The sequence below is a fragment of the Mycobacterium sp. M26 genome, assembly GCF_001494595.1.
In the GTDB taxonomy this organism is placed as follows: Bacteria; Actinomycetota; Actinomycetes; order Mycobacteriales; family Mycobacteriaceae; genus Mycobacterium.
Genome location: NZ_LN929907.1, coordinates 1,405,475 through 1,427,777, shown reverse-complemented (window position 1 = coordinate 1,427,777; position 22,303 = coordinate 1,405,475). Strand labels below are relative to the sequence as shown.

Below are 22,303 nucleotides of genomic sequence, written 5' to 3'. Positions count from 1 at the left end.
GGCGGCGCTGGCCTTAACGTGACGCACATCGCACCGAGGGGATGATCAGCACCGCCACGTCCTCAACCGCGCGGTGTGATCACTAACAACCATCAGGGACAACAGCTTTGGGAATGCCCGCTTCAGCGCGAAGCCGTCACGGTGGTTAGTCAGCAGCCCGCCACCCGCGACGGCGTCGAGGCCATTGAGAACTGGGTGGGCGGCTATGTCAACCGCCATCCTCTGGCCTCACTGTCGACGGTGGGCCAGCAGTTCGTGCTCGGGGTGCGCACCCTGCAGTATCTGGTCCTCGATGTGGTCACCGGCCGGTTCCCCTGGCAGGAGTTCGTCCGGCAGGGGGCTTTCATGGCCGGCACGGCGGTGGTGCCCACCGTGCTGGTGGCACTGCCGGTCGGCGTCACGCTGTCGATCCAGTTCGCCCTTTTGGCCGGCCAGGTCGGCGCCACCTCACTGGCCGGTGCAGCCAGCGGACTGGCCGTCATCCGGCAGGCCGCCTCGCTGGTCGCCGCCATCCTGATGGCCGCCGCGGTGGGCTCGGCGATCACCGCCGACCTGGGCTCGCGCACGATGCGCGAAGAAATCGACGCCATGGAGGTCATGGGGGTTTCGGTGATCCGCCGCCTGGTGGTGCCGCGATTCGCGGCGGCGATCATGATCGGTGTCGCGCTCACCGGCGTGGTGTGTTTCGTCGGCTTCCTGGCCAGCTACCTGTTCAACGTCTACTTCCAAAACGGCGCACCCGGCAGCTTCGTGGCCACCTTCGCGTCCTTCACTACCCCCGGTGACATGGTGCTGGCGCTGCTCAAGGCCGTCGTGTTCGGGGCCATCGTGGCCGTGGTGTCCAGCCAGAAAGGCCTTGCCACCCAAGGCGGTCCGACCGGGGTCGCCAACTCGGTGAACGCCGCGGTGGTCGAGTCGATCCTGATCCTGATGATCGTCAACGTCGTCATCAGCCAGCTGTACAACATGCTGTTCCCGAGGATGGGGCTGTGAGGTGGCGGTAGCGACCTACACCCCGTTCGGAGTGCGGCTGACCGGCGTCGCCAAGAAGGCGACCGCACCGATCGTGCGGCTGGGCCACATGCTGGTGTTCTTTGTCCGCGCGGTCGCGGGAGTGCCGCTGGTTCTGCGGCACTACCGCGGCGAGTTCGGCCGGCTGCTCTCCGACATCGCCTGGGGCAACGGCTCACTCGTGGTCGGTGGCGGCACCGCTGGGGTGGCGGTGGTGCTCGGCATCACCGTCGGCGCGATCGTCGGCATCGAGGGCTACAACTTCCTCAACCTCCTCGGGTTGGGTCCGGCCACCGGGATCATCTCGTCGTTGGTCAACACCCGCGAGCTGGCCCCGATCGCCGCCTCGCTGGCCTTCGCCACCCAGGGCGGCTGCCGGTTCACCGCCCAACTCGGGTCGATGCGGATTGCGGAGGAGATCGACGCGCTGGACTCACTCGCGATCCGGCCGATCCCCTATCTGGTCACCACCCGGCTGATGGCCTCGGTGGTGGCCGTCGTCCCGCTGTACGTCCTGTGCCTGGCGGTGAGTTACCTGACCACCCAGGTGGTGGTCGCGCTGATCAGCGGCGGTTCCAGCGGGGCCTACCTGCACTACTTCACCCTGATGCTGTCCGGCACGGACGTGCTGTATTCGCTGCTCAAAGCCGTTGTGTTCGTGTGGATCGCCTCAACTGTCCAGTGCTACTACGGCTTCTACGCCAGCGGCGGACCCGAGGGTGTCGGCATCGCCGCCGGCCACGCGATGCGGGCCGCCATCACCGTGGTGATCGTGGTCAACATGCTGATGACGATGGCGCTGTGGAGCGTGGACGCCGGCGCGAGGTTCGGCGGCTAGATGGGTAACTCCTACGACCTGGACGGGCGCGGCCCCTCGGAACGGCAACTGCTGGCCTGCGGGCTGGCCGTCGTCTCGGTGGCCGCGGTGGTCACCGGCCTGTTGGTGGTCAAGTCGACCGGGCGGCTCGACCCGTACGTGCGGGTGGTGGCCGATCTGGTCAACGTGGGCGACGGCCTGCCGCAGAAGTCCGACGTGAAGTACCACGGGGTGCTGGTCGGCTCGGTCGACGCCGTCGTCCCGGCCGCTAACGGCAACCCCAACTTCGTGCACATCGACCTCAAACCCGAGTACGCCGAATCGATTCCGGCCTCGGTCACCGCACGGGTGGTGCCCAGCAATGTGTTCGCGGTGTCCTCGGTCCAGCTGGTCTCCGAGGGTGCCGGGCCGGCGATCAAGCCCGGTGCGCACATCCCCGAGGACACGGCGTTGCCGACGGTGCTGTTCCAGACCACCATCAGCAAGCTGCGCGATGTCCTGGCCGCCACCGGCCGCGGCCGCGAAGACCGCAGCGTCGGCATCCTGGCCGCCGTCAATGCCGCCACCGAGAACCGGCGCGGCAAGCTGCTCACCAGCGGAGCGCAGCTGAGCCGGGTGCTCGACGAGCTCAACTCGGTGATCAGCACCGACCCCGGCCCGTCGACCGTGTCGGCCTTGATCGAGGCCACCCACGGTCTGGCGGCCACCGCACCGGATCTGCTCGACGCGCTGCACCAGGCCGTCGAACCGATGCAGGTGCTGGCCGAAAAGCGTTCGCAGCTGGCCACGTTGATCACCGGCGGCACCAACACCGTCGGAACCGCCCGCACCGCCATCGACAACCACATCGACCAGATGACGGGGATCACCACCCAGCTGACGCCGGTGCTGGGCAGCCTGGCGATGAACGCCGGCAAGTTCGTCCCCGCCTTCACCAAGCTGAATGGGTTGTCCCGCAAGTTCTTCGACGAGGTGTGGATTCCCGAACTGGATACCGGCAATATGCGGGTCAACCTGTCGCTGACCCCGAGCTCCACCTACACCCGCGCCGACTGCCCCCGCTACGGCCAGCTGCTAGGCCCCAGCTGCTACACCGCGCCGGAGATCGTGGTGCGCCCCGATCTGCCGGAGATCCTGATGCCGCAGAACTATCAGCCGCCCAAGGATCTTGCTCCGCCGCCGGGCACCATCGTCGGCGCTGATGGCAATCTGGTGGCCGTCGGTCCGCCGCTGATCAACCCGAACCCGAATCTGGCCGACCCCAATCCGCCTGTGCCGCCGTGGCTTTCTCCGGCGCTTCGGGTGCCGGGCACCGCCGACCCGGGCAGACGCCGCCCGCTCCCCCACCGCCACTGCCCGCCGAAGCCGCACCGGGAGGGTCCTGATGAGATTCCGCGGCCCGCTCATCGGGCTGTCGCTGTTCATGGTGGTGGCGGTGACCCTGACCTGGCTGGTGTACGTCACGCTGCGCCGCGACGTCGCCGGCCCCACCACGCCGTATGCGGCGATGTTCACCGACGTGTACGGCCTGCGTGAAGGCGACGACGTCCGGATGGCCGGGGTGCGGGTCGGCCGGGTCGAGAAGATCGAACTGCAGGGCAAGCTGGCGAAGGTCTCCTTCGTGGTGCAGAACGACCAGAAGCTCTTCGGGAACACGGTGGCGTCGGTGACCTACCAGAACATCGTCGGGCAACGCTATGTCGGCCTGTCACTGGGCAAGACCGGGGACACCGCACCGCTGCCGCCGAACAGCACCATCCCCGTCGACCGCACTGACCCGTCCTTCGACGTCGGCACCCTGCTCAACGGGTACGAGCCGCTGTTCAGCGTGCTCAACCCGCAGGACGCCGACAATCTGACCAAGGGTGTGATCGCCTCCCTGCAGGGCGATGACGCGTCGATCATGCGGCTGGTGTCGCAAACCTCCACGCTCACCGACACATTCGCGGGGCGTGACCAGGTGCTCGGTGATGTGATCACCCAGCTCAACACGGTGATGGGCAATCTGGCCACGCAGAACGACAGCCTGGACCAGGTGCTGTCGCAGACCAGCCGGGTGGTCTCGAACTTCGATGCCCGCCGCCCGGAACTGATGGAGTCGACGGGATCGATGGCACGGGTGCTGCGTCAGCTGTCGGCCATCTCCGACACCGCCTCCCCGACGCTCAACGAAATGATCACCCGCCAGCCGGGTTTCACCGGTCACCTGCTCGATATCGAGCCGCAGCTGGCGTTCACCGGCAACAACCTGCCGCTGCTGCTCAAGGGGCTGGCCCGGATCACCGGTGAGGGCGCCTACGCCAACGCCTACGCGTGCGACCTCAACGCCACCGGATTCTTCCCCGGCCTCAACGACGTGGTGCCGATCATCGTCAACGCGGCGACACCGGGTAACAAGGCGCAGTACACGCCCCGATGCAGGAACATGGCCCATGGGTGACACCGTGCTGGCACGGCTGCGCAACCGGCGGCTGGAGAGCTACAACACCACTTGGCTCGGGCTGATCGCCGTCACCGTGGTCAGCGTGGTGGTCGGGGCGATGCTGCTGGCCAACGCGGCCAACGTGGGGCACCGGCACTACACGGCGAAGTTCCTGCAGGCCGCCGCGCTGCAGCCGGGCAATCCGATCACCATCGGCGGCATCCAGGTCGGCAAGGTCACCAGCATGAGGCTGGCCAGCGATCACGTCGAAGCGGGGCTGGAAGTCCGTGACGACGTGGTGCTGGGCGCCAACTCGAAGGCCGTCATCAAGGTCGCGACCATCCTCGGCTCCCGCTATTTGGCGCTAGAGCCTGAAGTCGGCGGTTCGCTGCCGGACAACACCTTCGACCTGGCGCACACCGAGGTTCCCTACGACCTGCAGGCCGCACTGGCGGATGTGACCACCACTTACGAACAGGTCGACACCGACGCCTTCGCCCAGTCCCTGGGAATCCTGGGCCAGCAGATGCAGGGCCTGCCCGCGGTAGTGCCGCAGGCCATGCAGAACATTCACACCCTGTCCACGGTGATCGCCGACCGCCGCGATCAGCTGGGCACGCTGCTCAAGAGCACCGAGCTGGTGAGCAGCACGCTGGAACGCCAGCACGCCAACATCGCGGCCATGATCAACCAGGGCCAGGACCTGATCGGCCAATTCGTCTCGCGCAGTGCCACATTCCACGCGATGCTGGCCGCGCTGACCAACCTGGTCAACACCATGAGCACGACGGTGGTGGACAACCGCGCCGAGTTCGACACCACGATCGCCAACCTGCGCGAGCTGTCTGACCTGCTGGCCCAGCACGATGACCTGTTGCGCAGCATCCTGCAGTCCGGACCGCTGGCGTTGCGCGGCTTCGCCAATGCCACCGGAACCGGTAACGCGATGGACTTCAATGTGCCCGGTGGCCTGGTGATCGACTCGTGGATGTGCGCGATCAGCGGCCGCGCCAAGCAGTTCGGGATGATCCAGTACTTCAAGGACTGCCAGTGACGCGCGCGCGGATGAGGATGGCGGCCATCGCGGCCGCGGTGGTGCTGATGCTCTCGGCGGCCACGGCGGCGTGGGTGTTCTTCCGGTCGGCCACCGATCACATCACGCTGACCGCCCAATTCGACAGCGCGGCAGGGCTGTACGTGGACAACACGGTGGCGGTGTTGGGGATGCCGGTCGGCAAGGTCACCAAGATCACCCCGAAGAGTGGGTACGTCGAGGTCGAGTTCACCGTGGACCGCAGCGTGAAGATCCCGGCCGACGCCCAGGCCGTCACAGTGTCGACGTCGATCCTGACCGACCGCCAGATCGAACTGACCCCGCCGTATCAGAGCGGCCCGACGCTGGCCGACCACGACACCATCGGCCTGCCGCGCACCAAGACACCGGTGGAGTTCGCCCGGGTGCTCGGCACGCTCGACAAGATCTCCAGCTCACTCAAGGGTGACGGCAACGGGAACGGTCCGGTGGCCGATGTCGTCAACTCCGGGGCGGCCATCGCCGACGGCAACGGCGAGAAGATCAAGGGCGCTCTTGACGAGCTGTCGAATGCGTTGCGGCTCAGTGCTGACGGTGGCGCGCAGACCCGCGACCAGTTGACCACCATCGTGCGTAACCTCAGCTCGCTGGCCCAGGCTGCCGCCGACAATGACGCGACGCTGCGCGACTTCGGCGCCACCGTGCGTCAACTCAGCCAGATCGTCAACGACGAGGACTTCGGCAGCGGCACCACCGGCAAGAAGATGAACACCCTGCTGCAGCAGATCGGCGACTTCCTGGAGAAGAACCGCGATCACATCAAGGCCATCGTCACCAACGGCAACACCTCGGCCACCACGCTGGTCGAACGTCAGCGTGATGTGGCGGAGTTCCTCGACGTCGCGCCGCTGACATTGGACAACCTCTACAACATCATCAACCAGGACACCGGTAGCGCCCGGGCCCGTGTGCTCACCGACCGGGCGCTGTTCGACAACCAGGGCATCAAGGAAGTGTGCAACCTGATGGGGTTGCGCCAATTAGGCTGCAGCACCGGCACTCTGCAGGATTTCGGCCCGGACTTCGGTCTGACCTACATCCTGGACGGTATGGCCGCGATGGGGCAGAAATGAAACGGGTCGCGGCGGTTCTGGTCGTGGCGGTCACCGCGACGGCGTGCTCGTCGAACGGGTTGGCCAGCCTGCCGCTGCCGGCGCCGACCATCGGCAGCGGTGGCTACCGGCTGACCGCGGTGTTCTCCAATGCGCTGAACCTGCCGGCCAAGGCGAAGGTGAAGCTGGCCGGTGCCGATGTCGGGGAGCTCGAGTCGATGGTGGCCCGCAACTACACGGCGGTCACCACGCTGCGGATCATGAACGGGGTGCGGCTGCCGCAGGGCAGCACCGCCGAATTGCGGTCGGCAACCCCGTTGGGTGACGTGTTCGTGGCGATAAAGCCTCCACCGACCGCGAGTGTGGCCACACCGTTGCTCAAGGACGGCGACACCATCGGACTGGACTCCACCACGGCGGCGGCCACGGTGGAGTCGGTGCTCAGTTCGGCGGCGATCATGGTCAACGGCGGGGCGGTCCGCAACTTCACCAACATCATCAACGGTCTGGGTAAGGCCACCGGTGATCAGGGGCAGGCGTTCGGGGATCTGATCGCCAAGACGAACGGGACGCTGGCCAAGCTGACGGCGCGCTCCGACCAGATCTCGCAGGCACTGACCGAAACCTCCTCGCTGGCGCGGCAGTTGGATGCCAAGAACGACAAGCTCAGTGAGGTTTTGGTGGCTGCGGGCCCGGCCACCGACACGCTGGCCGCCAACGCCGACACCGTGGCCGATGTCGTCGAGCAGCTCGGCGCCACCAGCCGTCAGCTGGAGAAGTTCCCGTCGATCGCGGGCACCGACACCAGTGGACGCAGCGTGATCGGGGACGCCAACACCATCGCGGCGGCGTGGAACGATCTGGTGCTGGCGCCGGATGCCAACCTGGCCGCGCTGAACCGGATCATGCCGCCGTTCATCAAATCGACGTCCAGCAATGCGATTTCGGTGCGGGCCAGTATCGACCGGCTGGTGCTGGGGTCGATTCCGGATATCGGTTTCCCCGGTGATCCCGGCTTCCACGGGCCCAAGCGCTACAACTGGGCGCAGCTCGTCGGCTCGTTCAAGTACACGCTGTGGCGGCTGCAGCAGCGGGTGGTCGGGATGGGTCCGGATGTGCCGCAGGTTCCGGTGCTGCCGAGCCCGAGCGAGCCGGGTGTGCAGATCGTCGCCCCGCCGTCGACGGAGCCGCCACCGTGATCACCTGGGCGGCAGATGTTCTGGTGCGGGCGGTCCGGTTCGGCTACGCGCGCCGGTTGTGGTTGTCGGCGGCCGGTCTGGTGGGCACGCTGGTGGTGGCCAGCTCCTACGTGATGCTGGGGGCGTTGCGGGTGTCGCCGTTCGACTCGGCGTACCGGGTGACCATCGAGTTGCCGGAGTCCGGCGGGCTGCTGCCCAACCAGGACGTCACGCTGCGCGGGGTCCCGATCGGGCGGGTGCAGTCGCTGGCGGTCACCCCGAACGGGGTGGCCGCGGTGGCGACGGTGCGCTCCGATGTGCGGATCCCGGCATCCAGTCCGGTGCGGGTGTCCGGGTTGTCGGCGGCCGGTGAGCAGTATATCGAGTTCGTGCCGACCTCGGACGCCGGTCCGTACCTGGGTGACGGCAGTGTGGTGGCACAGTCCAAGACGTCGGTGCCGGTCAGCCTGGCCCAGCTGCTGGCCGACTCCGATGGCGTTCTGGCCCAGGTCGATCCGGCCAAGCTGGAACTCATCAAGCGGGAACTCAGCCTGAGCAAACAGGGGCCGGGCAAGCTCGCCGACATCATCGACGGCGGCACCTTCCTGCTGTCCACGCTGGATTCGGTGCTGCCGCAGACCACCAGCCTGCTGCGCAACAGCCGGATCGTGCTGACCACCGCCGCCGACAAGAACGCCGGCCTGCAGGTGACCACCGACAACCTCAGCCGCACCTTCACCGGGGTGAACCGGATGCTCGACGGGTACCGACGATTGGTGGATCAGACCCCGGCGACGCTGACGGCCACCGACACGCTGTTCGCCGACAACTCCGACACCATGGTCGGTCTGCTGGCCAGTATGGCCACGGCCTCGCAGCTGCTGTACGTGCGGGTGCCCGCGCTGACCGCACTGTTCCCCGACTACCGCGGGTCGGTGCTCGACGCGCTGGCCAGCACCATGCACGACCACGGGCTGTGGGTCACCGCCGACGTGTACCCGCGCTACGCCTGCGATTACGGCACCCCTCGGCGCCCGCCGTCGTCAGCCGACTACCCCGAGCCCTACCTGTACACCTATTGCCGCGACGATGACCCGGCCGTGCTGATCCGCGGCGCCAAGAACGCCCCGCGGCCCGCCGGTGACGACACCGCGGGGCCGCCGCCCGGTGCGGATCTCGGTCAGACCACCGACCCGACACCGCAGGGCCGCTTCACCGTCCCGACTCCCTATGGCGGCCCGGTGCTGCCGATCGAACCGCCGAGTTAGAAGGAGATTGACCATGACTGCTGTCGCCGAGGACGTCGTCGAGACCGACGTCGAAGCCGACGCCCCCGAGGTCGTCGTCGAGGAGGGTCGCCGTACGCCGTGGATCCGCCGGGCACTGGTTGCGGCGTTCGTCGCTGTATTGCTGGGTGTTTCGGGGTGGCTCGGCTGGCAGGTGTGGCAGCAGCATCGGGTGCAGCAGGCGTCGCACGACGCGCAGCAGGCAGCGGTGGCCTATGCCCAGGTGCTGACGAGCATCGACTCGGCCAAGGTGGACCAGAACTTCGCCGAGGTGCTCGACGGGGCGACCGGCCAGTTCAAGGACATGTACTCGCAGTCCAGCGCGCAGCTGCGCCAGCTGCTGGTGGACAACAAGGCCACCGCGCACGGCACGGTGGTGGACTCGGCGGTGCAGTCGGCGACCCCGAGCACGGTGGTGGTGCTGATGTTCGTCGACCAGACGGTGTCCAACTCGGCGGCACCGGATCCGCGCATCGACCGCAGCCGGGTGAAGATGACGATGGAGAAGGTCGACGGCCAGTGGCGGGCCAGCAAGGTCGAACTGCCCTGACGCACATGAGGATTCCCGTTCTGGCCGCTGCGGTGGCGCTGGCGCTGAGCGCTGCCCCGGCGGCGCGGGCGTCGGATTTCTGCGCCGGGCTGGGTGGCGCCTGGGATGGACCGTACTGCCACCTGTCGGTGCTCTCGGAGCGTAAAGCGGTGCGCGACATCAAGGTGGCGGTGCCCGGCGACCTCGTCGACAACCCGGTGACCGGGCCGACGGTGCGGGACTACCTGACCACCTTGGTGAACAACTGGCGCAGTGTCGGCGTGCATATGGTGGCCGACAGTTTCGGTGAGGAGAACTTCGAGGTCCTGCGCCGCGGTGACGTGCTCAGCGTGGTCTTCCACGAGGACTACCACGCCGACGGCCCCAAACCGAACAATGCGTACCGCACGTTCACCTTCGACATGGCCCGCGGGACGCGGCTCACGCTGGCCGATCTGATGAAGCCGGGTGTGGAGCCGCTGGGCGCGATCGCCTCGCTGGGGCAGCCGTTCATCGAGGACGCCCTCAATGCGGCTGCGCCCCAGCATGATCCGGGCACCTACCCGTTCGTCATCGACCGGTGGGGCCCGGACAAGGTGTACTCGGGTGCGTACAAGGCGTGGGCGCTGGGGCCCGACGAACTGATCCTGTACATGCCGGACTACCCGGTGGCGCGCGACTCCCCCATCGACTACACGCCGGGGATCATGCAGTGGTCGATGGACGGCGGCACCGTGCAGGCGCACATCCCGCTGTCGGCGCTGAGCTCGGTGCTACGACCGCAGTACGGTGGAGTATGACGTCGGCATCGGATTCGGTGCGGCGCCGGCCGAAGGACCGCAAGGACCAGATCGCGCGGGCATCGGCCGACGCGTTCGGGTCGCTGGGCTATCACGCCGTCAGCATGGAGGACATCGCCGCCCGGGTCGGTATCACCCCGGCTGCGCTGTACCGGCACTCCCCGAGCAAGTACGACCTGTTTCGCGATGCAGTCCTCGCGCTGGGCCAGACCCTGGTCGACGCGACCGAGACCGTGCCCGACGATCCGAGCGATCCGGCGGCCACGCTGGAGGCGTTGGCGGCCGCACTGATCGAGGCGACGCTCGCCAACCGCACGGCCGGCGGGTTGTACCGCTGGGAGGCGCGCTACCTGCAGGGCGCCGACCGGGCCGCGCTCGTCGAGCAGGTGCGGGTGGTGAACCACCGCCTGGAGCAGCCGCTATCCCGGCTTCGGCCCCGGCTGAATCACCGGCAGCGCTCGGCGTTGACGGTCGCAGCACTCAGCGTCATCGGCAGCATCACCGATCACGTGAATCCGCTGGCCGCGAACGATATTCGGTCCTGTATGGCGATGCTGGTGTCCGGGGTGCTGGCCGCCGATATCCCGGCGACGCGGCGGCGTTCGGAGTCTGGGGCCGTGGTGGTCGGGGCGTCGGCCGGGATGTACGAACATGTGCTCTACGAGGCGGTGCGGCTGTTCTACGAGCACGGGTACCGCAATACGAGCATGGAGGACATCGCCTCGGCGGTGGGTATTCAGGCCTCCGGGCTGTACCGGTCGTTTCCCGGCAAGGCCGACATCCTGGGCCTGGCCTACCGGCGTGCTGCCGACCGGCATTCCGGTGATGTGGCCGAGGTGCTGTCCCGCGTCGACGATCCTGAGGAAGCGCTGGTCGGTCTGATCGACGCGTTCCTGGCCCGGCTGGTGGAGTCGCCCGGGCTGGCCTACGTCTATTACACCGAGCGGCACAACGTGCCGGAGTCGGATCTGCGGGTGCTGGAGGCCCTCGAGCATTCGGCGATGGAGTCCTGGGCGCGGCTGGTGGTCGCGGTGCGCCCGGAGGTGAAGATCGGCTGGGCGCGGTATGCGGTGTGCGCGGCGTTCGCGCTGACGGTGGACTTCGGCCGGCTCTTCGAGGGGGCGTCGGTGTCGATCGCGACGGTCCGGCGGCTGATGGAGGTCACGCTGCTGGGCAGGCCCGCCCACCGTCGCTAGGTTGGAGTGATGGCAGAGCAGAGCGCGGCGGTCATTCTCTCCGAACCGCCCGAGGCAGTGATGCGGGTGATGAACCCGGTGTTGAAGTTCGTGCTGCGCACCCCGGTGGGCGCGGCCGTTAAGCAGTTCATGGTGCTGCGGTTCACCGGCCGCAAGTCCGGGCGGCAGTACACGGTGCCGGTGAGCGCGCATCTCCTGGACGGGCAGCTGTATGCGTTGGCGAACGCGACGTGGAAGCTGAACTTCCGCGGTGGCGGCCCGGCGCAGGTGTCCTACGGCGGCAAGACGACGGCGATGCGCGGCGAGCTCATCGAGGATCCCGCGACGGTGGCGGAGCTGTTCCACCGCTGCGCTGTCGCGTACGGGCCGAAGAAGGCCGAGATGATGATGGGCCTGAAGTTCCGGGACCCGGGCATTCCCACGCTCGAGGAGTTCCGGACCGCGGCGGAGGTCAACAAGGCCGTCGCCATCCGGTTCACCGCGGCCTAGGAGCGGCGCCGCCGGAACAGCTCGGCCGGGCGGCCGCGGCTGCCGGTGTTGTCGGCCATCACCCCGGTGCCGACCAGCCGCGGCTCCATGGTGCGGCGGAACTTGTCGCGCTGCAGCGCGGTACCGGCGACCGCCTCGTGGACCTGGCGTAGTTCGCGCATGGTGAACCGGTTGCCCAGCAGCTTTTCGGGGTCGGGCTCGGCGTCGTAGCGCTCCCGGATGTCGGTCTTGGCCAGCCGGACGATCTCCGGGTGATCCCACGCCAGCTCACCGGGCCGGTCCACCGGGGCCAGCCGGGTCTGCGGCGCCGACCCGGATCCGAGGGCGTCGAGCTGCTCGGGGCGCACCACCGCCACGTGGGCCACCGACAGCACCCAGTCCCGGTTGTCGCGCTCCGGGTCGTCGAAGACGTGCAACTGGCGGGGGCGGATGCCCTCGACTCCGAGCTTGTCCCGCAGGCAGCGTTCGACCGCCTGCGCCAGCGTCTCACCCCGGCGCAGGAAAGCACCGGGCAGTGCCCACTTCCCGACGTCATCGCGGGCCATCTCGACGACCAGCAGGCCCCGGTCGGGGCCCCAGGTGAGCAGTGCGGTGTCGACGGCCACCGTCGGCCGGGGATAGTCGTGAAGCTTCTTCTCGACACCCATGCCGGTCAGCCTACATTAAGCGCACTATTTGCACTAATTCTGATTTAGCGCGATACTGATCTAAATCAAAGACGGGAGCGGAGATGACCTCCACTATGGCGAGCTGGCCTCATGACGATCTCATTCACGCGTGGTGGGTGATCCCGGGCCGGCTGCTGGCCGGGGAGTACCCGAGTTCGGTTGACCCGCAGAAGGCGGCGCTGAAGCTGCAGGCCCTGCTGGATGCGGGCGTCGACTCGTTTGTCGACCTCACCGAGGCCGGCGAATTGCTGCCCTATCACGACGATCTGGATGCGACGCACGTCCGCTTCCCCATCCCCGACACATCGGTGATCGACGATGCCGGGTATCACCGGATCCTGGCGCACATCCGTGCCGAGCTGGACGCTGGCAAGACGGTGTATGTGCACTGCTGGGGCGGCAAGGGCCGCACCGGCACGGTGGTGGGTTCCTGGCTGATCGCCGACGAGGGTTTGGATTACCCGGAGGTGGTGGCGCGCCTGCAGGAGTTGCGGGCCGGTACCCGCAAGGCATCGTTCCGCGTTCCGGAGAACGACACCCAGCATGCGGTGCTGCAGCGGCGGGCGCGGCCGCGGACCTGGTTCGAGCGGCTGACGGGATTCGCCGAAGACCGGTATGCCTCGGTGCAGGAGCTGCTTCGGGCCGACGGTGACGAGCTGGTGTCTGCGGTCAACGGCAGGCGGTATGGCATCGGGGAGCTGACGGTGCCCAGCCTGGCGGAGCTACGGGATCGGGTCGATGCGGCCCGCGGGCAGCGCACGACGGTGAGCGCCCTGGTGGGCGATGCGCGGGCGTTGCACGCGGACAAGCAGTTCGAGGGAGCGTTGTTCCAGGTGGCCTCGCAGTTCAACTTGCTGGAGATGCCGTCGCAGCGCGTCACTCCGCTGCAGGGGGTGACCGGCTACGAGCATGACCACACGCAGGGGCCGGCGTGCGCGCTGGCCGCTGGCGCGGCGACGATCTACCGCAACTATCTGGTGCCGTGCGACGGTGGTGTGGGGCAGACCGATGTGCGGCAGCTCGACGCGCTGGCGGGGCTGGGTGCGGCGTTCGCGGAGCGGACGGGCGTTCCGGAATCGGAGTTGTGGTCGATGCAGAACGGCTACGCGCTGTGCACGGCGCAGGGGTTGACGGCGATCGGCGGGCTGTTGCGTGGGGCGAGTGCGGAGCTGCTCGATGAGCTGCGCGGGCGGTTGGCGATCGGTCTGCACCGCGATGTCCAGGTGATCGATGTGCGCGACGAGCGGCGGCTGGTGTCGCAGGCGTTTTGCTCGGCGTTGCCGATCGGGTATTCGCACCTGCCGCGCCGGGAGTGGGAGCCGTTCGCGCGGCTGGTGCTTGAGGCCACCTACGAGGCGACCCTGCTGGCCGGGGCCGAGCAGGCCGGCCGTGGTGGTTCGAATGTTGTGCTGCTGACGCGGGTCGGTGGCGGGGTGTTCAGCAACGACGATGCGTGGATCGACGAGGCGATCGAGCGGGCGCTGGGTGTGGTCGAGGATGCTGGTCTGGATGTGCGGATCGTCGGGCATCGGGAGGTCTCCCCCGGCGTGCACGGCATCATCCGGAGATGGAGTCGGTGATGGACTGGCTGGCGAGCGTGGTGGCGCCGCTGAATGTGGTGGCGTTCACGTTGTGGGGTGATCCGGTGAGTTGGGCCGAGCTGTTCGGGTTCATCACCGGTGGGGCGTGTGTGGCGTTGACGGTGCGGCGCAGTGTGGCGAACTTCCCTGTGGGGATAGCCAACTCGGCGTTCTTCCTGGTGCTGTTCGCCTCGGCGCAGTTGTGGGCCGATTCGACGCTGCAGGTGCTCTACATCGTGCTGGGGTTCATCGGGTGGTGGCAGTGGCTGTATGGCGATCGCGGTCGTCTGCCTCTTCAGGTGCGGGTGGCCGGCTCTGGTCACCTGGTGCGGTGTGTGCTGGCGGTGGCGGCCGGGACGGCGGTGCTGTATCCGATCCTGGTGTCGGTGCATGATTCGGCGCCGTTCCTGGATGCGCTGACGACGAGCCTGTCGTTGGTGGCGCAGTGGCTGCTCAACGGGAAGTGGATTCAGACGTGGTACTTCTGGATTGCGGCGGACGTGATCTATGTGCCGCTGTACTTCAGTCGCGGGCTGAACCTCACGGCGGTGGTCTACATGTTGTTCCTGGCACTCTGTGTGGCGGGGCTACGCGCGTGGGCGCGGGCGTTGGCGCCTGAAAAGATCAGGCTGGCAGTATGACTCGCTATCGGCATGGTTTACTGCTCGGCAAGCTCTACCCGCCGCATCTCGGGCATCACGCGGCCATCCGCGAGCAGTATGACTCGCTATCGGCATGGTTTACTGCTCGGCAAGCTCTACCCGCCGCATCTCGGGCATCACGCGGCCATCCGCGAGGGCGCATCTTTGTGCGAGCAGTTCACGGTGCTGGTGATGGCGTCAGCGGTGGAGACGGTGCCGTTGGCGGATCGGGTGGCGTGGCTGCAGGCCGAGCACGCGGGCGAGCCGGGGTTGCGGGTGATCGGGGTGCGCTGCGATGCGCCGGTGGACGTGACGGATGAGCGGGTGTGGGCGGCGCAGGTCGCGGTGATCGAGGCGGCGCTGCGGGTTTTGGGTGAACCGGTGGCGGTTGATGCGGTGTTCTCCGGTGAGTCGTACGGGGCGGAGTTGGCGCGGCGGTTGGGGGCTGCTGATGTTCGGCTGGGCCCGCGGGTGACAAGTGCGACGGCGGTGCGACGGGATCTGGCGGGCCGGTGGAGTGATCTGGCGCCAGCGACGCGGGCGGGGTTGACGACGCGGGTGGTGGTGGTCGGGGCCGAATCCACCGGTACGACAACGATTGCCGGGCTGCTGGCCTCGCATTACCGGTCACGCGGTGGGTCGTGGGCGTTGACGTGCTGCGTCGGGGAGTACGGGCGGGAGTACACGCAGCTGAAGTGGGAGCGTTCGCCAGGGATGGCGCTGGACGAGTTGGTCTGGACCGCTGACGATTTCGATGCGATCGGGGTGGAGCAGACACGGCGCGAGGAGGCGGCGGCATCTGCTGGATCGCCGGTGCTGATCTGCGATACCGATGCGTTCGCGACGGCGATCTGGGAGCGGCGGTACCTCGGGGCTGCGGCGCGGTCGGGTCAGCCGTGGACACGGGTGCCGGCGCGGGCGGTGTATCTGGTGACCGACCACGAGGGCGTGCCGTGGGATGACGATGGGATGCGGGAGGGTGATCTGGAAGTGCGCGCGGCGATGACGGGATGGTTCATCGATGCGCTGACGACGGCGGGGCAGTCGTGGGTGTTGTTGACAGGCAGTCTGTCTGAGCGTGTTGCGATGGCTGTGCGGGCCGTCGATCCACTGCTGGAGCTGCGGGCACGGTTCGGGGAACCGTTGCATGGCCCGGGGTTTGAGTGAGCTACTCCGGCGGGGGTGTGCCGATGAGGACGGCGTTAATGCGGCAGCCGTCGGGGCCGGCCTTCCAGGCGTGGTCGACACCGGTCATGACGACCATGTCGCCGGCTGTCAGGGAGTGGACGCCGTCGTCGAGGATGAGATCGATGGTTCCGGTGAGGACGGTCTCGAGGTCGAGGGTGTCGGTGTGGTGGACCGGGGTCTGGGAGTTCGGGCCGTAGTCGACGACCATCCAGCGGACGTGGCCGGGCGGGATGAACTGGTCGATCAGGTCAGCATGGCCGTGCGGTCGCGGTGGCGGCGGGCTGGACTCGGTGGCGTACGGGATGCCCATGGCGAAGCCGGGCGCGAGCGAGTTCATCTCGACGTCCTGGTCGCTGACCACGCAGGACTCGCCGTCGGGGTCGGTGCCGGTGATAAGCAGGCGCATGGGGGTCAGGCTATCGGTTGCGCTTCAGGTGACTCATGGTTCGCCTCCAGGTCGCGCGAAACCCACAGGCACTGAAGGCAGACCTTCGCCGTCAACGAACGCGCCGGTGTTGCGTGGTAGGTGACCACGGTCGTGGGATGGACGAACGCGCGCCCCTGCCGGTTACGGAACCATTCCTGCCTAGCAGACTGCCTCTTGTTGAAGAGACCCATGCACATCTCCTGGGACTTCCACTTGCCGTACCAATGTCGTTGTTCCGCTGTCCACTCAGGGCAGAGAACACGCCAATAGATCTTCCAGGGCTCATCACCGTAATGGGGCATGTCACACTCCAGGCTCGTCCGTCTTGACCGGCAGCGTTCGCCACCGATCCAGGCCTTCTCCGAAGGGCACCGTGCCGGTCGCGCGGTTGCCGTTCGCTCACGTTCGGAGGCGTGGGAGCGAATCTCTTGGCCGTAGGTCAAGGGTAGCGAAAGCGCCGACAAGGCAGCTAGATGGCGATTCCGAGGCGGCGAGCGAAATCCGAACCGCCCACTTCGGCAATGAAGCCCGGATCCCCGCAGACAACGAGTTGGTCACGGGCCCTGGACAATCCGACATAGAGGCGTTCCCGGGATCGCTCAAATGCACCCTTGTCGTTGACGACCAGGACGATCGCTCGGCGTTCGAGCCCCTTGAACCCCAGGACGTGGCCGTAGAACACCTGCTCCGCATCCCAAAAGCTGTCCCAATAGGACTCGGTCCCCTCTTCCTGGCGGGCGACCTGCTCCGGGTGCCGGCTTCCAGTAGTCAGCAGTGCGACGTCCTCGGGACGCCAGCCGTCGTCGAGCAGGCGGTCGATCTGATCGTCGCCGACGTCCATCGCGTCGTCGCGGCTGCAGGGCACGAACGTGACCTCAGGGCCGTCGCCGCCCAGGTAGCGCATCGGGTGGTCGACCAGGGGTTGAAAGGCGGTGGCGATCTGTCGGGTGTTGCGGATGTTGTGGTCGAGAATGAGCGGCACCAGCGGCACAGGCGGGGTGCCTTGCCGGTCGAAGACGCGCTGACCCTCGTCGCTGAAGACGTAGATGCCACCTGTGTCGGGATCCTTAAGCGCAGCCAGCAGGGGGTCCCACCAGCTGTCGGCGAAGTCCTGAGCCTCGTCGATGACGATGGAGTCGAAGCGATGGCCCATCTCGAGATTGGTGGCCAGATCGAGCATCAGCTCAGGCAGGTCATGCTCGAAGAACTGGGAGGCCTGCTGGGTGCGTTCGGATTCGGCTGGGCCGGTCGGCGCTCCCCACCGGATACCGAGAGCGTGGAACTCGCCGACGTAGCCGGGCTGTTGGCGATGCGACCAGTTCTTGGTGATGCGCTTCAGGTAGGACGCGAGGCCGTGGGAGTAGCACAGCAAGGCGACGCGCTGACCGTCCTTGGCCAGCCGGCGGGCCTGTTCGACGGCCATGAACGTCTTGCCGCTGCCCGCTCCCCCACGAACCTCGACGCGGTTGAGGAGCTTGATCGCGTCGAGGATGACGGCTTGCCGTTCGGTCAAGATGTCGGCGGCGTCTTCGTTCTCCAGGGCACGGGCGACGACGTCGCGCTGCGGTAGGCCCCGGCCGCTCAGCGCTGTGTGGAGTTGCTCGATGCCGGTTTGGGAGAGGATTGGGCGGTCGATCTCCTGCCGGACGACGACGTTGCGGAGGCGCCCGACGAGGGTCGGTAGGTCGTCGCGGTCGATGACCTTCCAGCGTGGGCAATCCCCGATCGCGAAGTCCTGTGCTACATGTGAATTCGGGAAGACCACGACGTGGTCCCAGCGGAGGCGGCCTTGGGTCCACCGCGGGTCGGCCTCGATGAACTCCCGCAGCGCGTAGCAAGCCTCGCGGGCCTGACGAACCGGCTCGATCTCCTTGACGTGACCGCCCCGGCTCTTCTGCCACCAGCGGGCTCCGTCATGCCACACCTCACCGCCCTTGACCTCCACGCAGACGACCCCAGCGCCCTCGATCGCTACGACAAAGTCGACTTCGTGGTCCTTCAGGTGATCGGTGACGCGCTGGCCGGCGACGACGAGGTCGTGCTCGCCGAGCTGCTCGACGAGCAGCCGCCAGACCTTGCGCTCGGTCTCGTTGGCGAGGCGTGGTTCAGCCGGGAGGGTGATAGGCATCGATTGTGGTGTACCACAGCAGTACGACAGCGGCGGGGAAAAATCCTGCGCCTTTCAACCAATCTTGTCGGTGGCCCCCGATATCCTGAAGGCGCTTCAAGAGACACCATCGCCCAGCTCCGACTAGGTGGTGCGCCAACCCCACGTTCGCGGGTGGCTCGGATGACGAAGCGGCCCGCACCGACCGGTGCGGGCAAGAGCGCCGACTCCGCGGGGAGTGGCTGTCAGAGGGAGAAAAGCATGAGCGCATCGAGTCTGCCTGGCTACGACATCATCGGCGACATCCATGGATGCGCAACCGAATTAGAAGCCTTGCTGAACGCACTTGGGTACACCCAGAACGGCGCTGGCGGCGCGTACCGCCACCCGCAGCGCACCGCAGTCTTCGTCGGTGATCTCATCGACCGCGGCCCCGAACAGCTACGTGTGCTGCAGATCGTCAAGGCGATGGTCGATTCCGGCAGCGCCCAGATGGTCCTCGGTAACCACGAGTTCAACGCGATGGCGTACGCCACGGAGTGGCCCGCGGGATCCGGTAAGTACCTGCGTCCGCACGACGACCCAACAGATCCGTGGTCGGCGAAGAACGAGAGTCAGCACAGGGATTTTCTCGCGCAGGTCACGGGAGCCGATCGCGAGCACTACCTGGCGTGGTTCTGGACCCAACCGCTGTGGCTAGACCTCGGCGGGCTGCGGGTGGTGCACGCGTGCTGGCACGGCGAGTCGATCGCCGTTGTGGAACGTGAGCTCGGCGGCAGCCGCTTCATCGAGCTCGACCAACTCGTGCGAGCCTCAACCAAGGGCGACCCGCTGTACACGGCGGTCGAGACGCTTCTCAAAGGGCCCGAGATCAGCCTGGTCGATCATGGCCATCAGCCATACGTCGACAAGGACGGCCACTCCCGCGACCGCGCTCGGCTGCGCTGGTGGCACGACGGCGTCGCGACGTTGCACCACCTCGCCGAGATGGGCGGCAAGTTCTTCACCTCCGAAGGCGACCCGTACCCGACACTGCCGGAAACTGAAGTCGCGACCGATCACCAGGGGCACATCTACCAGGATCAGGTTCCGGTGTTCTACGGCCACTATTGGCGAAGCGGAGCCCCGACCCACCGCCACGACTGGACCGACTACACCGCATGCGTCGACTTCAGTGCGGTCAAGGGGGGCCAACTCACTGCGTATCGGTGGTCCGGTGAGAAGCGCATACAGACGGAAAATTATGTATCGGTGGCTCATTCGTCTTCTACAGACCGCGCGCAGACCAAGAAGCAAGGGCGAGAGCGGTAAGGCACCGATGGCCAACTGGAAGTTCGTCGTGAATGGCTGGGGGTCGATACTCAAAGGCGATGGGGACGGACTGGAAAGACGCGACCAGATCGCCGCGTTACTCCGCGCTTCTGAGTGGTATGCCTCCCAAGAACAGGGTGACGAATCCGAGTTAGCACGGAAGATAAGCGAATTCGAGGCATGTGACGATGAGATCGAGGCAGAGGCCGTGCTGTGGTCAATCTATGACTTGGCCGACGAGGAACGGGCCTTTCTCGATCCGGATTCATGACCCCCTGCCGTGGAAGGTCAAATACCGTTCAGCCAGAACTAGGGACCGTCAACACGCATAGTCACGCTAGCCCAGATCGTGGCGTACATAGTTCGACAGGTTGAGGGTCGGCTCACCGCTCCAGCGGTACGCGACAAGCGGGCCGTCGGCTCCGCCGCTGAAATCAACGCACGCCGCGTACGGTGTGAAATCCTCATCACGACTGCGCCATTCCCGTAGGTAGTGACCATAGATGACCGGAACAGCCTCTCGGTATACATACTTGTTCGCATCGGACTCGACGGCTGGCAATGCAGGATAGTGACCGCCGCCCTCAGCAGTTGCGCCACGTGTATAGGCGAGGTCACGCAGTGTGGTCGCGCCGGCGTCCCACCATCTAACCCATGTCCTGGTTCGCACGCTTCCGCCGCCGTCGCGCAGCGCCCCGTAGTCTGCAACGCTGACATCCGGACCGTTGATCAAGACGCCAACGGTCCCGCACAGGGTCGGATTCGCTCTCCGATCAAGGACTTTCGCGAAGTCGAGGACACCGCCTGTCAACGCAGAGGCGGATTCGAGTTCATGCATCGACTCGGCATGCCAGCAGGCATGCACCACCCTCGCCGTGATCGGATGCCGCTCGAGTCGAAGTTGCAATCCCAGTGGCAGCATCTTGAACCACTCCGTGTAGTGGCGTTGATCATCAGCGCTCAGGTCCAGGAACGTATCGTTCCGCCTACCACCGCCAGCCGCGTAGGCGATGGCGTCGAACTCGTGGTTACCCATCACTACCCGAGCGGCTCCGTGGTCGACCATCGCCTTGACGATCAGAAGCGTGTCCAATTGCGCGCCCCCCTTATCGATCAGATCACCGACGAACACGGCTCGACGTTCGGAGTGCGCGTACGCGCCGGTAACGGGATCGATCACGTAACCCAGTCGTCGAAGCAGTGCCGTCAACTTCGCAGCGTCTCCGTGAACATCACCGATGATGTCAAAACCCAACACTGATCCGGAGCAGGACCAGACCTGCGGCGCTGAACTGGATTGCCTAAACAAGGACGAAACCCAGGATTACGTCGGCGAGATGAATCCATTGGCGAGGATCGGCAAGATTGTCGGGCGCTTGCCCCTCTAGGACGGCCTCCTCATAGCGATCCATCTCGATCCATTCGTGAGTGATGACAAGGTCACGTCCATTCGGCCAGGACAGTGTCCCGGTCGAAGGAGAGCTTGACGCTGGCGAGAGCTCTGCGGTGATGCTGATGTCCATCTGCCATGAAGCACTTCGGCCGCCATTCCAGGTGAACGAGAAGTCATAGGGAACATAGTCGCTCGCTGCTAGCGCTGAGTGCCGGACGAAGTTGATGTCGCCGTGCCCGACGATCGATGGCAGACCCTCGAGGTCTTCGAGGATCATAAGTTCTTCATAGTCGATCTCCTCGATCCGATCCTCCGTCCGGGTCAGTAGCACCGGTGCGATCCCACGCCGGGCATAGTCCTCAGCTTGCGCTGGATCCACGCGAAGCTCGATGAACTCCTTGGCGTCTTCGGCAGGGACACGTGCAGAAATCCACGGGGCAGCCAAGTCTGGCGAGAACCCCGCCGAGAAATAGTCATTCGCAGCCTCAGGCGTTACGCCGATCGCGATCCACGGGAGCCACTCCTGTACTGGGATGGTCCGGGAATGCCAAAGGAAGACCTGATGACCGGTAAACCCGACCGCCAGCAGCCCTCGCAGCTGCTCAACGTTCAATCCACGTCGTAAGACCTCCAACAACTCTCCGGTACTCGACAGTGGCGACACGGAGCCCCAGTTGGTCAAGAGATCAGTGGCACTGCTGAAATCGAGATCCGACAGCACCGCCGGTAGATCCCCGACGTTGAGGCCCAGAGTGTTCCATCGCGAGAAGTGTTCAGGACCCAGACCACGGGAGCCGAACATCTTCGCCCACCGCGGTACCGCAGAGGCATCGGATCCGGCGTCCCTCCATCGCTGAAAGGCAAGGCAGTCTAGGCCGGAATCAGCCAACTCGCGCAGAAACGAGACATTGCGCCAGAGGGGCTCCAGGCCTCCGCGCACTGGACGCAGCGGCGCCTTGTCCAGAATCGCTATCCAACTCCTCGCCTGTTCAGGGTTCCCAAATGCCGATACGGCGAATGGAACAACATCATCGCCAATGCCGATCTGGTGCCAATCACTACGATCCGCAGCCGATGATCTCCCTGGATTCTCGACATTCATGCCTCTACCTCCT

General features: G+C 66.3%; 22 protein-coding genes and 2 riboswitches. Of the genes, 17 read left to right on the top strand and 5 right to left on the bottom strand.

The genetic code is table 11. From position 1 onward, the window contains the following. Positions 1–141: 141 nt before the first annotated feature. The 12 genes from BN3385_RS06760 (at position 142) to BN3385_RS06705 (ending at position 11,873) form a co-directional block, all read left to right on the top strand. Positions 142–993: an MlaE family ABC transporter permease gene (locus BN3385_RS06760; protein ID WP_059015802.1), complete on the top strand. Its 852-nt coding sequence runs from the start codon at positions 142–144 to the stop codon at positions 991–993. A gap of 88 nt (positions 994–1,081) precedes the next feature. Then, positions 1,082–1,849, top strand: a complete 768-nt coding sequence (locus tag BN3385_RS06755) for an ABC transporter permease (protein ID WP_156432683.1) — start codon at positions 1,082–1,084, stop codon at positions 1,847–1,849. After that, complete coding sequence (locus BN3385_RS06750) at positions 1,850–3,364, top strand: MlaD family protein (RefSeq protein ID WP_231748651.1); 1,515 nt, start codon at positions 1,850–1,852, stop codon at positions 3,362–3,364. Beyond that, on the top strand, positions 3,252–4,268 hold the full coding sequence (locus BN3385_RS06745) for an MCE family protein (RefSeq protein WP_231748701.1): 1,017 nt from the start codon (positions 3,252–3,254) through the stop codon (positions 4,266–4,268). The genes BN3385_RS06750 and BN3385_RS06745 overlap by 113 nt, the downstream gene beginning before the upstream one ends. Beyond that, entirely contained in the window at positions 4,261–5,304 is a 1,044-nt protein-coding gene (locus BN3385_RS06740) for an MCE family protein (RefSeq protein WP_059015799.1), read from the top strand. Before BN3385_RS06745 ends, BN3385_RS06740 begins: the two co-directional genes overlap by 8 nt. A gap of 11 nt (positions 5,305–5,315) precedes the next feature. Next, positions 5,316–6,416 (top strand): MlaD family protein, encoded by a 1,101-nt coding sequence (locus BN3385_RS06735; RefSeq protein WP_059015798.1) that lies wholly within the window; start codon positions 5,316–5,318, stop codon positions 6,414–6,416. Then, on the top strand, positions 6,413–7,594 hold the full coding sequence (locus BN3385_RS06730) for an MlaD family protein (protein ID WP_059015797.1): 1,182 nt from the start codon (positions 6,413–6,415) through the stop codon (positions 7,592–7,594). Before BN3385_RS06735 ends, BN3385_RS06730 begins: the two co-directional genes overlap by 4 nt. Next, complete coding sequence (locus BN3385_RS06725; protein WP_059015796.1) at positions 7,591–8,841, top strand: MlaD family protein; 1,251 nt, start codon at positions 7,591–7,593, stop codon at positions 8,839–8,841. The genes BN3385_RS06730 and BN3385_RS06725 overlap by 4 nt, the downstream gene beginning before the upstream one ends. Continuing rightward, positions 8,804–9,409 (top strand): Rv1363c family protein, encoded by a 606-nt coding sequence (locus tag BN3385_RS06720; RefSeq protein ID WP_156432609.1) that lies wholly within the window; start codon positions 8,804–8,806, stop codon positions 9,407–9,409. Before BN3385_RS06725 ends, BN3385_RS06720 begins: the two co-directional genes overlap by 38 nt. A gap of 5 nt (positions 9,410–9,414) precedes the next feature. Beyond that, positions 9,415–10,188, top strand: coding sequence for a DUF3298 domain-containing protein (locus tag BN3385_RS06715; protein WP_059015795.1), 774 nt, complete (start codon positions 9,415–9,417; stop codon positions 10,186–10,188). A gap of 17 nt (positions 10,189–10,205) precedes the next feature. Further along, positions 10,206–11,384, top strand: a complete 1,179-nt coding sequence (locus BN3385_RS06710; RefSeq protein ID WP_502688055.1) for a TetR/AcrR family transcriptional regulator — start codon at positions 10,206–10,208, stop codon at positions 11,382–11,384. Between the two features lie 9 nt (positions 11,385–11,393). After that, on the top strand, positions 11,394–11,873 hold the full coding sequence (locus BN3385_RS06705) for a hypothetical protein (RefSeq protein ID WP_059015793.1): 480 nt from the start codon (positions 11,394–11,396) through the stop codon (positions 11,871–11,873). Here BN3385_RS06705 and BN3385_RS06700 read toward each other — a convergent pair. Next, the gene (locus BN3385_RS06700; RefSeq protein ID WP_059015792.1) at positions 11,870–12,520 is read right to left on the bottom strand and encodes an NUDIX hydrolase; all 651 of its coding nucleotides are present in this window, start codon (positions 12,518–12,520) and stop codon (positions 11,870–11,872) included. The genes BN3385_RS06705 and BN3385_RS06700 overlap by 4 nt on opposite strands. Before the next feature lie 83 nt (positions 12,521–12,603). Between BN3385_RS06700 and BN3385_RS06695 the strand changes: the two genes are divergently transcribed. The 3 genes from BN3385_RS06695 (at position 12,604) to BN3385_RS06685 (ending at position 15,929) form a co-directional block, all read left to right on the top strand. After that, a complete protein-coding gene (locus BN3385_RS06695) occupies positions 12,604–14,121 on the top strand; it encodes a protein-tyrosine phosphatase family protein (RefSeq protein WP_231748650.1) in 1,518 nt (505 codons plus the stop codon). Further along, complete coding sequence (pnuC, locus tag BN3385_RS06690; RefSeq protein ID WP_231748649.1) at positions 14,109–14,762, top strand: nicotinamide riboside transporter PnuC; 654 nt, start codon at positions 14,109–14,111, stop codon at positions 14,760–14,762. The genes BN3385_RS06695 and pnuC overlap by 13 nt, the downstream gene beginning before the upstream one ends. 78 nt (positions 14,763–14,840) lie before the next feature. Beyond that, on the top strand, positions 14,841–15,929 hold the full coding sequence (locus tag BN3385_RS06685) for an AAA family ATPase (protein WP_059016465.1): 1,089 nt from the start codon (positions 14,841–14,843) through the stop codon (positions 15,927–15,929). Position 15,930: 1 nt separating this feature from the next. Here BN3385_RS06685 and BN3385_RS06680 read toward each other — a convergent pair whose 3' ends face one another. Beyond that, positions 15,931–16,356 (bottom strand): cupin domain-containing protein, encoded by a 426-nt coding sequence (locus BN3385_RS06680; protein WP_059015791.1) that lies wholly within the window; start codon positions 16,354–16,356, stop codon positions 15,931–15,933. A gap of 337 nt (positions 16,357–16,693) precedes the next feature. Next, positions 16,694–16,811, bottom strand: a riboswitch (SAM riboswitch). A 35-nt stretch (positions 16,812–16,846) separates the two neighbouring features. Then, positions 16,847–18,505 carry a nuclease-related domain-containing DEAD/DEAH box helicase gene (locus BN3385_RS06675; RefSeq protein WP_059015790.1) on the bottom strand — a complete coding sequence of 553 codons (1,659 nt, stop codon included), beginning with the start codon at positions 18,503–18,505 and terminating at the stop codon, positions 16,847–16,849. Positions 18,506–18,599: 94 nt separating this feature from the next. Beyond that, positions 18,600–18,711, top strand: a riboswitch (SAM riboswitch). A gap of 34 nt (positions 18,712–18,745) precedes the next feature. Here BN3385_RS06675 and BN3385_RS06670 point away from each other — a divergent pair. Beyond that, positions 18,746–19,795, top strand: a complete 1,050-nt coding sequence (locus tag BN3385_RS06670; RefSeq protein WP_059015789.1) for a metallophosphoesterase — start codon at positions 18,746–18,748, stop codon at positions 19,793–19,795. A 7-nt stretch (positions 19,796–19,802) separates the two neighbouring features. Then, a complete protein-coding gene (locus BN3385_RS06665; protein ID WP_059015788.1) occupies positions 19,803–20,066 on the top strand; it encodes a hypothetical protein in 264 nt (87 codons plus the stop codon). Between the two features lie 66 nt (positions 20,067–20,132). On the opposite strand, the gene BN3385_RS06660 is transcribed toward BN3385_RS06665, so the two are convergent. Together BN3385_RS06660 and BN3385_RS06655 are read right to left on the bottom strand one after the other, a co-directional pair. Continuing rightward, on the bottom strand, positions 20,133–21,050 hold the full coding sequence (locus BN3385_RS06660; RefSeq protein ID WP_197415135.1) for a metallophosphoesterase: 918 nt from the start codon (positions 21,048–21,050) through the stop codon (positions 20,133–20,135). A 46-nt stretch (positions 21,051–21,096) separates the two neighbouring features. Next, positions 21,097–22,290 carry a hypothetical protein gene (locus BN3385_RS06655; RefSeq protein WP_156432608.1) on the bottom strand — a complete coding sequence of 398 codons (1,194 nt, stop codon included), beginning with the start codon at positions 22,288–22,290 and terminating at the stop codon, positions 21,097–21,099. Positions 22,291–22,303: the final 13 nt, after the last annotated feature.

What these genes read in the sequence shown, in the direction of transcription:
- BN3385_RS06740 (WP_059015799.1), top strand. Translation starts at nt 4,261, where the DNA reads ATGGGTGACACCGTGCTGGCACGGCTGCGCAACCGGCGGCTGGAGAGC.
- BN3385_RS06720 (WP_156432609.1), top strand. Translation starts at nt 8,804, where the DNA reads ATGGCGGCCCGGTGCTGCCGATCGAACCGCCGAGTTAGAAGGAGATTG.
- BN3385_RS06730 (WP_059015797.1), top strand. Translation starts at nt 6,413, where the DNA reads ATGAAACGGGTCGCGGCGGTTCTGGTCGTGGCGGTCACCGCGACGGCG.
- BN3385_RS06665 (WP_059015788.1), top strand. Translation starts at nt 19,803, where the DNA reads ATGGCCAACTGGAAGTTCGTCGTGAATGGCTGGGGGTCGATACTCAAA.
- BN3385_RS06715 (WP_059015795.1), top strand. Translation starts at nt 9,415, where the DNA reads ATGAGGATTCCCGTTCTGGCCGCTGCGGTGGCGCTGGCGCTGAGCGCT.
- pnuC (WP_231748649.1), top strand. Translation starts at nt 14,109, where the DNA reads ATGGAGTCGGTGATGGACTGGCTGGCGAGCGTGGTGGCGCCGCTGAAT.
- BN3385_RS06670 (WP_059015789.1), top strand. Translation starts at nt 18,746, where the DNA reads ATGAGCGCATCGAGTCTGCCTGGCTACGACATCATCGGCGACATCCAT.
- BN3385_RS06680 (WP_059015791.1), bottom strand. Translation starts at nt 16,356, where the DNA reads ATGCGCCTGCTTATCACCGGCACCGACCCCGACGGCGAGTCCTGCGTG.
- BN3385_RS06700 (WP_059015792.1), bottom strand. Translation starts at nt 12,520, where the DNA reads ATGGGTGTCGAGAAGAAGCTTCACGACTATCCCCGGCCGACGGTGGCC.
- BN3385_RS06735 (WP_059015798.1), top strand. Translation starts at nt 5,316, where the DNA reads ATGAGGATGGCGGCCATCGCGGCCGCGGTGGTGCTGATGCTCTCGGCG.
- BN3385_RS06695 (WP_231748650.1), top strand. Translation starts at nt 12,604, where the DNA reads ATGACCTCCACTATGGCGAGCTGGCCTCATGACGATCTCATTCACGCG.
- BN3385_RS06705 (WP_059015793.1), top strand. Translation starts at nt 11,394, where the DNA reads ATGGCAGAGCAGAGCGCGGCGGTCATTCTCTCCGAACCGCCCGAGGCA.
- BN3385_RS06685 (WP_059016465.1), top strand. Translation starts at nt 14,841, where the DNA reads ATGACTCGCTATCGGCATGGTTTACTGCTCGGCAAGCTCTACCCGCCG.
- BN3385_RS06755 (WP_156432683.1), top strand. Translation starts at nt 1,082, where the DNA reads ATGCTGGTGTTCTTTGTCCGCGCGGTCGCGGGAGTGCCGCTGGTTCTG.
- BN3385_RS06750 (WP_231748651.1), top strand. Translation starts at nt 1,850, where the DNA reads ATGGGTAACTCCTACGACCTGGACGGGCGCGGCCCCTCGGAACGGCAA.
- BN3385_RS06675 (WP_059015790.1), bottom strand. Translation starts at nt 18,505, where the DNA reads ATGCCTATCACCCTCCCGGCTGAACCACGCCTCGCCAACGAGACCGAG.
- BN3385_RS06745 (WP_231748701.1), top strand. Translation starts at nt 3,252, where the DNA reads ATGGTGGTGGCGGTGACCCTGACCTGGCTGGTGTACGTCACGCTGCGC.
- BN3385_RS06655 (WP_156432608.1), bottom strand. Translation starts at nt 22,290, where the DNA reads ATGAATGTCGAGAATCCAGGGAGATCATCGGCTGCGGATCGTAGTGAT.